Genomic DNA, 11,731 nt, shown 5'->3' with positions numbered 1-11,731 from the left:
GGCCTTGGCCTCCCGGGCGGCCCGGCGGGCCTCCACCCGTGACAGCGGCCGTCCCGCGGCCGCCCCCGCGCCGGTGGCGGTACCGGCCGGACGCTCCGCACCCCCCGCACCCCTGCGGCGCCTGCCGCCGTGCCGGCCGGTGCCGCGGGGGGCACCGGCCGGGGGCGTCCTGCCGTGCGCGGAGCCGAAGGGCCGTGCGGTGCGGCGGCGCCGCCGCGCCCCGCGGCGCGCGCCGGTCCGGCTCGATGTGACCCGCCATGGCATGTGTTTCTGCCTCCTGTTGATCTATGGCATCAACGGGACTCTATACGCATGTGTGGCGGGCGGCGGGCACACCGTCAGGGCTGGACCGGGCCCAACGGGTCGCATTCCGCCCGGCGGTCGACCTTGATCACGCCGCAGATGCGGACGGTCTCGGGGCCGGTCGTGGCCGACACCGCCAGCATGCGGGTGTAGGTGTCGGTGCCGACGCGGATGGTGGCCTCCTCGGAGCGCCCGTGCTGGTCGTCGATGACGACGCGGTCGCCGACGGTGCCGTTCTCGATGCGGCCCCACACCGCCTGGCACGCCTTGCTGTAGCGCAACTGCACCTGGAGGCCCCGCAGCCAGGTCTCCCGGACCGTGGAGGCGTCCCAGTGGCAGTCCATCGCCTGGGGTTCCCGCCGCAGGCAGGTGTCCCCCTCGCAGCCGACCTCGGTCTCGCCGGAGGCCGGGGCCACCGGGTCCCCCGGGGCGGTCCGGCCCGGCGCCGGCGCCTGCGCGCCGGAGGTCCCGGCCGGGTCCTTGTCGAGCTGGGTCGTGAGGAGGCTGCCCAGCAGCGCGCCCGCGGTGACGTACGCGGCGGCCACGAGGACCCGCGACAGCCGCCGGCGCAGCGTCAGCTGCGGACCCCTGCCGGGCAGCGGGGGAACGGCGGAGGAGGGCGCGGTCCCGGTATCCGCCGGTCCCGCGGACGGGGCGGAGCCCCCGCCGGCCGCCGAGTCGGCCGCCGCGCCGACAAGCGTGCGGGCCCCGGCGTCCCCGGCCGTCGACCCCGCCGTCCCGGCCGTGCCCGCCGAACCGTCCGCGCCGTCCGCGCCGTTCGCGGGGGTCGTGCCGTCCGCGACGCGGGTGCCGTCCGTACCGCTTCCGCCGTCCGGTTCCGTCCCGGCCGCCGGCGCCTCGCCGTTCTGCTCCGCCGCCACCGTCTCCTCCCACAGCGCGATCAGCCGCTCGGGACCCTCGCCGCCGACGGCCGCCAGCTCCTCCACCGCCACCCGGGTCGGAAGCTGTTTGCCGTTGAGGAAGCGTTCCCACGACGAACGGCTGTAGTGCGTCATGGCGGCGAGCCGGCCGTAGCTGAGCCGGTGCCGCTCCTTGATCTCCCGCATCTCCGTCACGAGACGGTCGTGCGCCGTGGACGTGCCCCCCGCGACCGAACGGTCGTCACCCACCTGTACCCCCTGGGAATCTCTGCGTGCGGCCCAAAGGTTACGACCAGGGGGAACAGGTGACCGAACCCTTCCCCGCCTCCGTGTGTCAGAACGTGTTCGGGTTCAGCGCGTTCTGCGGCGCCCGCACGGTGGCCGGTCCCCACTGCCCGTCGGCGGCCGTGCCGACCCTGCCCCGGAGCCGGCGGACGCCCGCGTCCGTGAGCGGACCCCACAGGCCGTCGACGGCCGGCGCGGGGCTGTGCCCGAGCTCGTCGACGGCGCGCTGCTGCTTCGCCACCGGCCGCACCCGGGTCATGCCGCCGCGCCGACGCAGCAGACGCCGGTGTGACTGCTGTTGTGTCCTCAGGTCCACCCGGTCGAGCACGGTGTCGAGCACCGAGTGGTGCATCACCGCCTCCTGGATGTCGCGGATCGAGCCGGCGCACCGGGAGTGCGCGTCGTGGGCGACGCGGCCGGGGCCGTCCGACGCGGCCTCAGGCCCCGCCGACGCGGCCCCCGTCGGCGCGCCGGACCACGACCGTGGCGGAGCGCGGGCGGCCCGACGGGTCGCGGTCCGGCCAGTCGCTGACCGCGTTCGGCCGGTCCGGCGACGGCGCGCCCCAGGCGTCCGTCCGCTCGCCCGGGTGCTGGACGGCGATGAACAGCGTCCGCCCGTCGGGCGTGGAGCCGACGCCGGTGATCTCGGCGCCGCGCGGGCCGGTCAGGAAGCGGCGGATCTCGCCGGTGGCGGGGTCCGCGACGAGCAGCGCGTTGTTGCCGAGCCGCTCGTGCCCGCACTCCGCCTTGTTCTGCGCCCGCTTCGAGGTGCCGGTGCTGATCCACAGGCGCCCGTCCGGGTCGAACCACAGGCCCTTGGGCGAGCCGGACATGCCCGTCCCGTCCAGGTCCACGCCGGCGTCGTGGGCCGGGTCCCCGGCGAGGGCGAAGACGTCCCAGCGGAAGGCGTCGCCGGCCTCCTCGTGCCACCGCACGATGTGCCCGTACGGGTTGGTGGCGCGCGGGCCGGCCGTGCGGGCGCGGCCGGCGCCGCCGCAGGAGCCGCCGCCGGGGCCGTCGGCCAGGGCGCAGTAGAAGGCCCCGCCGGCCGGGGCGGCGGCGGTCTGCCGCGGGCGGTCCAGCGGCGTCGCGCCGAGGGCGTCGGCCGCCTCGCGGGCCCGCAGGACGACGTCGGCCTGGTCCCGCCAGCCGTGGGCGGCCGTCAGCGGTCCGGTGCCGTGCGTCAGCGGGAGCCAGCGGCCGGAGCCGTCCGCCTCGAAGCGGGCGGCGTACAGGGTGCCGAAGTCGAGCGGGCTCAGCCCCCGGGCGCGCAGCGCCCGCCAGGTGTCCGCGCTCACGAACCTGTAGAGGTAGCCGCCGTTCTCGTCGTCGCCGCCGATGACGACGGCGCGCCCCCCGGATTCGCCGACGTACGCCCCGGCGTGCTGGAAGCGTCCCAGGGCGGTGCGCTTGACCGGCGGCGCGGCGGGGGAGTGCGGGTCGATCTCGACGATCCAGCCGAAGCGGTGCGGTTCGTTGGGCGTCGCGGCCAGGTCGAAGCGCGGGTCGGCGGAGTGCCGGGGGTGCCCGTGCCCGGAGGCGCTCAGGCCGTACCGCTCCTGGGTGCGGGTGGGGCGCCAGTTCCGGTCGGCGGTGCCGAAGTGGCCCGCAACGTTCTCCTCGCAGCTCAGGTACGTGCCCCACGGGGTGACGCCGTGGGCGCTGTTGCCGAGCGTGCCGCGCGGCGCCGAGCCGGTGCGCAGCGCCGGGTGGGAGGTGCCGACGGGGCCCGAGAAGACGACCGGAGTGGTGCCGGTGACGCGCCGGTTGCGCGGCGAGTCGACGATCCGCCAGGAGTCGCCGGACTCGCGCACCTCGACGACGCTCACGCCCTGCGCGGCGAGGGACTTGGCGTGCGCCTCCCGGACCGGTGGCCGGACGGACGGGTGGAGGAGGCCGGCGTCGGCGGCCTCGTGGTTGACGACGAGGGTGCCGTGGCGGTTGCCGCGCGCGCCGTCGTCGTACGGGAAGAAGTGCAGGCCGCCGTGGTGCGAGCCGATCTGCCGGGCCTGGTCGGCGGCGGAGCCGGAGCCGTCCGGCCGCCAGCCCGGTCCGCCCGCCCGCAGCGGCTGCCCCCACGGGGCCAGGACCTGCGTCGCGTACCCGGCGGGCACGGTCACGGCGTCCGCGTCGGAGGCGGGGACGGCCGCGAACCCGAGCAGCGCCCGTTCCGCGCGCCGTGGGCCGGGCACCGCGGCCGCGGTCGCGGTCGCCGGGGCGGAGAAGCCGAGGAACGTGGCGAGGGTGACCGTGCCGCCGGCCATGACCCGGCGCCGTGACGCGGCGGTGGCCATGAGCTTCCGGAACGGCGCCGAGGAGTCGAGTTCGGACATGTGCGGTGCCCACCCCAAAGGAGGTCGGAGGAGTGCGGAAGGCGGCCGGCTCCGGAACTCCCCTGTGGTCCCGGGACCGTGCGGACGGCACCGGTCCGCCGGACGTGTCGCCGGTCCGATGCCGGTCCGCCGGACGTGCCGGTCCGGTGCGCCCTCGGCCGGTGGGGCCGCCGTCCCGGCGGGACGGCGGCCCGTGGGCTCAGTAGGTCGTCGGGACGTAGGCGTGGCAGTAGCCGTTGCCCGCGCCGCCGCCGCTGTAGTACGGGTCGCCCTCGAACATCAGCATGTCGCCGGTCCGCGGGCCCACGACGCCGTCGGGGGTGAGGAAACCGCCCGTGCCCTTCTGCACGTCGATGACGGCCTGACGGGTCTTCGGGCCCCAGACGCCGTCCTCGGCGACCTTGGCGACGCCCCAGTAGCGGCCCCGGTCGATGGCGTAGTTGATCATGCGCTGGACGCACCACACGCCGTGCGTGTTGTTCGGGTAGCCGTTGCCGATGTAGGCGGCGGTGGTGGAGGCGCTCGCGGTGCCCCCGGTCACGACGCCGGTGAGCAGGGCCGTGGAGACGGCGAGGAGGGCGGCCTTGCCGGTGAACGTGCGGAACATGGGTGTACTCCCGATCGGGAAGAGCGTGGAAAGGGCGAAGGGGCGGGCGGGACTCAGAAGCCCGCGGGGGTGGGGAGGTAGCCGTAGCAGTAGCCGTTGCGGCCCTGGTACGGATCGGCCGGGTCCGAGGTCAGCAGCCGGTATCCGGTCTGCGGGCCGACGACGCCGTCGGGCTTGACGCCGAAGGCCTCCTGGAACTGCTGGAGGGCCTGCTTGGTCCGCGGGCCCCAGATGCCGTCCTCGGCGATGCGCGGCGAGCCCGGGCCCCAGCCCTCGTACCAGTTGTTGACGATCTCCTGGACGCACCACACGCCGTGCGTGTTGTTGGGGTAGCCGTCGCCGATGTACGAGGCGGTGGTGGAGGCGCCGGCGGTGGTGGAGCTCGCCGCGGCGGCGAGTCCGAGCGTCGCCGCGAGGACGGCGGCACGACGGACGAAGGTCCTCGGCATGGGGTTCCTTCCGGAGGGTCGATCTTGTGCGGCCTCCACCATGCGGCAGCCGCGGCGGCCTCCTCGACGGATCGGCGGGGCGCGGGATGTCCCAGTCGTCTCCACCCCCTCTGACCTGCGTTTTGGGATGCCTCCCGAGACGACCGCGAGACGGCCGCGAGACGACCGCGAGACGGTCGAGGAGGGCGGGGGAGAGCGCGGCGGGGCGCGGGGGGCCGGAGGGGGAGCCGGAAGGACGGAAAGGTGACGTGCGTCACTTATTAATGGTTGTTTAAGAATCAACGTCGAGAGCGCCCGCTTTTGGGTGCCTCGTCCGCAGTTGACGCTTGCCTTGACCGGCGGTCAAAGTCTCCTCGACTCCCCCCAGTTCTCCCTCCTCCCTCCTCCTCGCCCACGGCTTCACCACACCTGGAGCACCCGCATGCGCAACAGGACTGCCCTGACCGAAGCAGTCGCGTCCGGCGCCCCCGCACCGGAGCCGCCCGCCGGCCCGGCCGACGACGTCTTCGGGAAGGTCGCCGGGCCCGGCGGCGAAGGCCCGGGCGCACGCGTCCAGGACCTCGAACTCTTCGACGCCGCCGCGACCCTGCCGACGGCCTCCGGGGAGTCCGGGCGCCACCGCGCCCGCCACGGGGCGGGGAAGCCCCGGATCGCGCGGAGGGCGGCGCGGGAGCCCCGGGGCGAAAGCCGGAGGGACGACCGGAACGACGGCCGGAGAGGCGACCGGGACGACAGCCGGGGCGGCCTGTCCCTCCCGCTGCTGATCACGGGGGCGCTCGCCGCGGGGTTCGGCCTCTCGGTCGGCCTGACCTCGGGCCTGGACCACGAGCCCGCGGACAGGCTGACCCTGACCATGCCCGACCTCCCGTCTCCCGAGGCCACCCCGGCCACCGGGACTCCGGCCCCCGCGCCCCCGTCGGGGACCACCCCGCCCCCGGCGGCGGAGACCGCCCGGCCGACGGCGAGGGCGACGGCCTCGGCGACCACGGCCGCCCCGCCGTCGGCGGCGGCCTCGGCGACGACGGCCCCGCGCGCCCCGCGGCGCACCTCGGCGCCCCCCGCGCCCTCCGCGCCCCCGGCCACCCACCGGCCGGACCCCACCCCGACCCGTGTCACCCCGCCGCCCGAGCGGCCGGACTCCGACGTCCTGAAGGTGGGCAGCACCGGCCCCGAGGTCGAGGAGCTCCAGCGCCGCCTCCAGCGGCTGTGGCTGTACCTCGGCTCGGCCGACGGCACGTTCGGCACCTACCTGGAGTCCGCCCTGGTCCGCTTCCAGGTCTCGCGCGGCATCCAGGGGGAGCGCGGCGTCCTCGGTCCGCTGACCCGCGCCGCCCTGTGGGCGGAGACGGAGCGCGACGACCGCGACGACCGCGACGGCTGGGGCGGTGGCCGGGACGACCGCGGCGACCGGGACGGCTTGGGCGGCTGGTTCGGCTGACGCCGGCCCACCCCCCTCTCCCGCTCCCCTCTCCCGCTCCACCTCGCCTCTCCCACCCGCCCCTCCCCCGTCCACCGACGTGATCCCCATCCGGAGGGCCGGCGGCGTCCCGGGGCGCTGCCCGGACAGCGGGCCCCGCGCACGTCCGACATGCGGGATTTCCCCCCGAATGGTCGGATGGGCCGACGGGCCGTCCGAGAGACCGTGCAGAACGGAGCACCGGGTACATGAGCGAGATCCAGCCCTCCTTCGAGTCCGCGACCGACTTCGAGAACGCCGACCGGGGCTTCCTCGGCGCCCTCGTCCCCGGTGTGGTGAAGGACGACGCCGGCCGGGTGGTCTGGGACAACGACGTCTACGCCTTCCTCGACGCCGACTGCCCGGACACCGCGCACCCCGGTCTGTGGCGGCAGGGTCGGCTCAACTCCCGGCAGGGCCTGTACGAGGTCACCGGGGGCATCTACCAGGTCCGCGGCCTGGACCTCTCCAACATGACGCTCGTCGAGGGCGAGCGGGGCGTCGTCGTCATCGACCCGCTGATCTCCGTCGAGACCGCGGCCGCCGCCCTCGCCCTCTACCGGGAGCACCGCGGCGACCGCCCCGTCACCGGGGTGATCTACACCCACTCGCACGGCGACCACTTCGGCGGCGTCCGCGGCGTCCTCCCGCACGGCACCGAGGAGGGCGTCCCGATCCTGGCCCCCGAGGGCTTCCTGGAGCACGCGGTCAGCGAGAACGTGTACGCCGGCAACGCCATGACCCGGCGCGCCGCCTTCATGTACGGCGCCGGTCTGCCGCAGGCCCCGGACGGGCAGATCGGCGTGGGGCTCGGCCAGGCGACCTCCACCGGCACGATCAGCCTGATCCCGCCGACCGTGGACATCACGCGGACCGGGCAGGAGGAGACGGTCGACGGCGTGCGGATCGTCTTCCAGCCGACCCCGGGCACCGAGGCCCCGGCGGAGATGAACTTCCTCTTCCCCGACCACCGCGCCCTGTGCCTGGCCGAGAACGCCACCCACACCCTGCACAACGTGCTCACCCTGCGCGGCGCGGTCGTCCGCGACAGCCGGATCTGGGCGCGCTACCTCGACGAGGCCGTCGAGTACTTCCACGGGCGGTACGACGTCGGCTTCGCCTCCCACCACTGGCCCACCTGGGGCCACGACAACGTGGTCCGGTTCCTGGAGGAGCAGCGCGACCTCTACGCGTACCTGCACGACCAGACCCTCCGGCTGCTCAACGCGGGGCACACCGGCACCGAGATCGCCGAGCTGATCGAGCTGCCGCCCGCGCTGCGCCGGGCCTGGCACGCCCGGGGCTACTACGGTTCGCTCAGCCACAACGCCAAGGCGGTCTACCAGCGTTACCTCGGCTGGTACGACGGCAACCCGGCCCACCTGTGGGAGCTCCCGCCCGTGGAGCTGGCGCGGCGGTACGTGGAGGTGGCGGGGGGCCCCGCCGACGCCCTCGCCCGGGCGCGCGCCTACGCCGAGGACGGCGACCTCCGCTTCGCCGCCACCCTCCTGAACCACGTGGTCTTCGCCGATCCGGAGGACCGGGAGGCGAAGGAGGCGCTGGCCGGGGTCTACCGGCGGCTCGGGTACGGCGCCGAGAACGCGACCTGGCGCAACTTCTACCTGCGCGGCGCCCAGGAGCTCCGGGAGGGCCCGACCGGGGACGTGGTCGACACGACCAACCCCGAGATGGCGATGGCGCTCACCGTCCCCATGCTCATCGACTCGATCGCCATCGCGATCGACGGCCCGCGCGCCTGGGACGACGACCTCGTCATCGACCTGGTCCTGACCGACGGCCCCACGGGCGCGGGCGCCCGGCACCGGCTCACCCTGCACAACGGCGCCCTCACGCACCGGGAGGCCGTCGCCCCGCCCCGCACCCCCGCCGGGCTCACCCTGACCCTCGCCAAGGCGCAGCTCCTCGGCCTGCTCGCCGGCCGGACCGCCGACGAGCTGGGCGTGGCGGCGGAGGGCGATCCCGCGCTGCTGGCCCGGCTCCTCGCCTACCGCGTGAAGCCGGACCCGGGGTTCCCGATCGTCACCCCCTGACCGCGCGTCAGCCGGCCGCCGCGCGCACGGCCTCCTCGACCAGGTCGACGACCTCCTTCGCCCGGGAGGCGGGGGAGGCGTGGCTCGCGTCGAGTCCGACGACCTTGCGGGGGCTCATCCGCCGGGCCGTGCGCCGCTCGTTGTCCGGGTGGATCATGCGGTCCTCGGTGGAGACCTGGTACCGGACGGGTTTGTCGCGCCAGGCCGGCGCGGTCGCGGCGTCGCCGGAGGCGGAGCCGAGGGGCGCCTTCCGGGTGACGGCCATGACGAGGGCGGCGCCGTTCGGCAGGTCGCCGGCCTCCGTGATGACCGCGCCGCCGTAGGAGGGGCCGGCCAGGACGGTCGCGGGCCTGCCGCCCATGCCGTTCTCCCTCTTCCCGCCCTCCGCGGGCCCGCCACCGGACCGGCGGAGGGTCACCGTGTCGTCACTGAGGGTGAGCCTCGCCGGTCGGGGCGGGTGCGGCGCGGTACGAGGTCCGAAAGGGCGTCAGTCCCGGTCGACGAGGACGGCGGTGCCCTGGCCGACGCCGACGCACATGGTGGCGAGGCCGCGGCGGTCGCCGGTGCGGGCCATCCGGTGCAGCAGGGTGGTCAGGATGCGGGCGCCGGAGCCGCCCAGCGGGTGGCCGAGGGCGATCGCGCCGCCCTGGGGGTTGACCCGCTCGGGGTCGACGCCCAGTTCGCGGACGCAGGCCAGCGCCTGGGCGGCGAAGGCCTCGTTGAACTCGGCGGTGTCGACGTCCGCCAGGCTCCGGCCGGTACGGGCCAGGACCCGCCGCACCGCGGGGACGGGGCCGATGCCCATGACGTCCGGGTGGACGCCGGCGCTGGCGCCCGCCACGTACCGGCCGAGGGGCTCCAGGCCGAGCCCGCCCAGGGCCTCCTCGCTCACCAGCAGCAGCGCGGCCGCCCCGTCGTTCATCGGCGAGGCGTTGCCGGCGGTCACCGTGCCGCCCGGCCGGAAGACCGGCTTGAGGGCGGCCAGCTTCTCCGGCGTCGTGTCGGGCCTGATCGACTCGTCGTGCGCGAAGACGCTGCCGTCGGGCAGGGTCACCGGCACGGTCTCGGCGTCGAAGAGGCCGTCCTTGCGGGCCGCGGCGGCGAGCCGGTGGCTGCGCAGCGCGAAGGCGTCCTGGTCCTCGCGGCTCACGCCGTACCGGGCGGCGACCTCCTCGGCCGTCTCGCCCATGGAGAGCACCCCGTGGAGCTCCTTCATCCGCGGGTTGGTCATCCGCCAGCCGAGCTTGGTGTCGTGGATCTCCTGCTGGTGCGGGAGGGCCTGGTCCGGGCGGGGCAGGACGAAGGGGGCGCGGCTCATCGACTCGGAGCCGCCCGCCAGGACGACGTCGGCCTCGCCGGAGGCGATGGCGCGGGCGGCGGTGGTGACCGCCTCCAGGCCGGAGGCGCAGAGCCGGTTGAGGGTGGCACCGGGGACGCTCTCCGGAAGGCCCGCGAGCAGCACCGCCATCCTGGCGACGTTCCGGTTGTCCTCGCCCGACTGGTTGGCCGCGCCCCAGTAGACGTCGTCGATCCGGGCGGGGTCGAGGCCGGGTACCGCGTCCAGGACCGCGCGCACGGCGGTCGCGGCGAGGTCGTCGGGGCGGACGGACGACAGGCCGCCGCGGAGCCGGCCGATCGGGGTGCGCCGGGCGGCGGCGAAGTACACGGGACGCATGGTCGGGACTCCCGGGGTGATGGAGGGTTCGGCGGGCGTCGACGCCGGCCGGGGTGGGGGCGGCGGTCTCTCCGTCCGCCGGCGTGGACGGCCGGCCGCCGCCGAAACTAGCGGCGCAAGTTTTCTCCGGACTGTAGCGGCCGTCCCGGGGCGGAGGTCAAGCCCTTCCTCCTGCTCTTCCCCTTCTCCCCGTCTCCTTCCCCTCCTCCCCACCTCCCGGCCTCCCCTCATTTCCGTTCCGGCTTTCCCGGCCCCGCCTCCCCGGCCCCGACGCGGCAGGGCCCGGCCCGCCCCTTCCGGGGCGGGCCGGGCCCTGCCGCGGTGCGGGTCAGGCGGGGTCGGCCTCGACGGTCAGCTCGACGCGGTCCGTGTAGGCGAGGACCTCGGCGACGGGGTCGGCGTCCCAGGGCAGGTCGGCCACGACGTAGGCCGAGCGGCCGGAGGAGTCGTTGAGGGTGCCGAGGCGGGCGCCCCGGGGGAGCGCGACCATGACCGAGGCGCAGCGGGCCGGCGCGTCGGGGGTGGTGGCCTCCACGCTGGGCCAGAAGGCGTCGTCGACGATCCAGGACACCGGCTCGCCCTCGTAGCGGACGTCCGTGAGGCGGCCGGGGGTGTGCTCGACGAAGCGCTGGACGGCCCGCCGGGTGGGCGTCGGGTAGTCGGGGCGCACGCCGAGGGCGAGGTCGACGATGGCCGGTTCGATGGGGCGGCCGGTGGCGAGGTGCCACATCATGGTGATCGCGTCCCCGGGGAGGCGGGCGGCGATCTCCATGAGGACCGGCTGGCCGTCGCGCAGGCGGAACTCGGCGTGGGTGATGCCGCTGTCGAAGCGCAGCGCCTTGAGGATCGCGGCGTTGGCCGCGACGAGGGCGTCGGTGTGGGCGAGCGGGAGGTCGGCGGGGCTGGTGTGGCCGATCTCGGTGAAGAAGCGGCTGCTGTCCTCGTTGGTGAGCTTGGCGGTGACGCCGCTCCAGATCAGCTCGCCGTGGTGGACGAGGGCTTCGACGGAGAACTCCGGTCCGGTGACGAGCTCCTCCACGAGGATGGTCTCGTCCGGCTCGTAGGCGGTGAGCGCGGCGCGCAGCTCCTCGTCGTTCTCGACGCGGACGACGCCCGAGCTGAACATCCGGCCGGCCGGCTTGACGACGGCGGGGTACGAGTCGGCGGCGGCGGACTCCCGCTGGTGCGGGGCGAAGGCCCGCCAGACGGGGCCGTGGTCCCGGAGGATGACCCGCTGCATGACCTTGTCCCGGCAGACCCGGGCCGCCCAGGCGCCGGGGCCCGGCAGGCCGAGGGCCTCGGAGAGGACGCCGCACGGGTCGACGAAGACCTCGCCGCTGCAGATCACGCCGCGTATGTCGTAGTCGGCGATCCAGTCCTGCACGGAGGCGAGGACGCCCGCGATCGCGGCGTCCGGGAACTGGCGGACGGCCTCGATCCGGGAGAGCGGGTGGGCCGGGTCGGCGACGTGCCCGGTCAGCTTCGTCAGGTCGGTGGTGGGGCCGACGACGACCAGCGGCGCCAGCCCGCGTGCGGCGATGTCGGTGATCAGGCGGTGCTGGCGGGCGAGGGCCGCCAGGTCGCTCATGACGATCACGGCGGGCTGGCGTTCGCTCTGACGGTTCAACGGAGCTCCTCCGGTGGGATGCACCACGGGTGTCGGGTGCGAGGAACGGTCACTTGATGATCCA

At 75.5% G+C, this 11,731-nt stretch carries 10 protein-coding genes; 2 read left to right on the top strand and 8 right to left on the bottom strand.

The annotated features are described in order from the left end of the window. Positions 1 to 338: 338 nt before the first annotated feature. The 5 genes from IE287_RS26585 to IE287_RS26565 form a co-directional block, all read right to left on the bottom strand. Positions 339 to 1,370 (bottom strand): DUF2690 domain-containing protein, encoded by a 1,032-nt coding sequence (locus IE287_RS26585; protein WP_229883764.1) that lies wholly within the window; start codon positions 1,368 to 1,370, stop codon positions 339 to 341. Positions 1,371 to 1,518: 148 nt separating this feature from the next. Then, on the bottom strand, positions 1,519 to 1,821 hold the full coding sequence (locus IE287_RS38765) for a peptidoglycan-binding domain-containing protein (protein ID WP_229883762.1): 303 nt from the start codon (positions 1,819 to 1,821) through the stop codon (positions 1,519 to 1,521). A gap of 85 nt (positions 1,822 to 1,906) precedes the next feature. Beyond that, positions 1,907 to 3,802 carry a PhoX family protein gene (locus IE287_RS26575; protein ID WP_189851721.1) on the bottom strand — a complete coding sequence of 632 codons (1,896 nt, stop codon included), beginning with the start codon at positions 3,800 to 3,802 and terminating at the stop codon, positions 1,907 to 1,909. Between the two features lie 199 nt (positions 3,803 to 4,001). Further along, entirely contained in the window at positions 4,002 to 4,409 is a 408-nt protein-coding gene (locus tag IE287_RS26570) for a peptidoglycan-binding domain-containing protein (RefSeq protein WP_189851720.1), read from the bottom strand. A 53-nt stretch (positions 4,410 to 4,462) separates the two neighbouring features. Continuing rightward, on the bottom strand, positions 4,463 to 4,858 hold the full coding sequence (locus IE287_RS26565; RefSeq protein WP_189851719.1) for a peptidoglycan-binding domain-containing protein: 396 nt from the start codon (positions 4,856 to 4,858) through the stop codon (positions 4,463 to 4,465). Between the two features lie 421 nt (positions 4,859 to 5,279). On the opposite strand from IE287_RS26565, the gene IE287_RS26560 reads away from it, so the two are divergent. Both IE287_RS26560 and IE287_RS26555 read left to right on the top strand, forming a co-directional pair. Then, positions 5,280 to 6,296, top strand: a complete 1,017-nt coding sequence (locus IE287_RS26560; protein ID WP_189851718.1) for a peptidoglycan-binding domain-containing protein — start codon at positions 5,280 to 5,282, stop codon at positions 6,294 to 6,296. Positions 6,297 to 6,523: 227 nt separating this feature from the next. Further along, on the top strand, positions 6,524 to 8,365 hold the full coding sequence (locus IE287_RS26555) for an alkyl/aryl-sulfatase (RefSeq protein ID WP_189851717.1): 1,842 nt from the start codon (positions 6,524 to 6,526) through the stop codon (positions 8,363 to 8,365). Between the two features lie 7 nt (positions 8,366 to 8,372). Here IE287_RS26555 and IE287_RS26550 read toward each other — a convergent pair whose 3' ends face one another. From IE287_RS26550 to IE287_RS26540, 3 genes are all read right to left on the bottom strand, one after another. Beyond that, the gene (locus IE287_RS26550; RefSeq protein WP_229883761.1) at positions 8,373 to 8,726 is read right to left on the bottom strand and encodes a hypothetical protein; all 354 of its coding nucleotides are present in this window, start codon (positions 8,724 to 8,726) and stop codon (positions 8,373 to 8,375) included. 126 nt (positions 8,727 to 8,852) lie between these two features. Beyond that, positions 8,853 to 10,040 carry an acetyl-CoA C-acyltransferase gene (locus IE287_RS26545; protein ID WP_189851716.1) on the bottom strand — a complete coding sequence of 396 codons (1,188 nt, stop codon included), beginning with the start codon at positions 10,038 to 10,040 and terminating at the stop codon, positions 8,853 to 8,855. A 328-nt stretch (positions 10,041 to 10,368) separates the two neighbouring features. Then, on the bottom strand, positions 10,369 to 11,667 hold the full coding sequence (locus IE287_RS26540) for an ATP-grasp domain-containing protein (RefSeq protein ID WP_189851715.1): 1,299 nt from the start codon (positions 11,665 to 11,667) through the stop codon (positions 10,369 to 10,371). Positions 11,668 to 11,731: the final 64 nt, after the last annotated feature.

It is taken from the genome of Streptomyces omiyaensis (assembly GCF_014650895.1).
Classification (GTDB): Bacteria; Actinomycetota; Actinomycetes; order Streptomycetales; family Streptomycetaceae; genus Streptomyces; species Streptomyces omiyaensis.
Note: the sequence above shows the minus strand (reverse complement) of the source record. Positions and strands in the feature narration are given on the sequence as shown.

What these genes read in the sequence shown, in the direction of transcription:
- IE287_RS26550 (WP_229883761.1), bottom strand. Translation starts at nt 8,726, where the DNA reads ATGGGCGGCAGGCCCGCGACCGTCCTGGCCGGCCCCTCCTACGGCGGC.
- IE287_RS26565 (WP_189851719.1), bottom strand. Translation starts at nt 4,858, where the DNA reads ATGCCGAGGACCTTCGTCCGTCGTGCCGCCGTCCTCGCGGCGACGCTC.
- IE287_RS26545 (WP_189851716.1), bottom strand. Translation starts at nt 10,040, where the DNA reads ATGCGTCCCGTGTACTTCGCCGCCGCCCGGCGCACCCCGATCGGCCGG.
- IE287_RS26570 (WP_189851720.1), bottom strand. Translation starts at nt 4,409, where the DNA reads ATGTTCCGCACGTTCACCGGCAAGGCCGCCCTCCTCGCCGTCTCCACG.
- IE287_RS26560 (WP_189851718.1), top strand. Translation starts at nt 5,280, where the DNA reads ATGCGCAACAGGACTGCCCTGACCGAAGCAGTCGCGTCCGGCGCCCCC.
- IE287_RS26555 (WP_189851717.1), top strand. Translation starts at nt 6,524, where the DNA reads ATGAGCGAGATCCAGCCCTCCTTCGAGTCCGCGACCGACTTCGAGAAC.
- IE287_RS38765 (WP_229883762.1), bottom strand. Translation starts at nt 1,821, where the DNA reads ATGCACCACTCGGTGCTCGACACCGTGCTCGACCGGGTGGACCTGAGG.
- IE287_RS26585 (WP_229883764.1), bottom strand. Translation starts at nt 1,370, where the DNA reads ATGCGGGAGATCAAGGAGCGGCACCGGCTCAGCTACGGCCGGCTCGCC.
- IE287_RS26575 (WP_189851721.1), bottom strand. Translation starts at nt 3,802, where the DNA reads ATGTCCGAACTCGACTCCTCGGCGCCGTTCCGGAAGCTCATGGCCACC.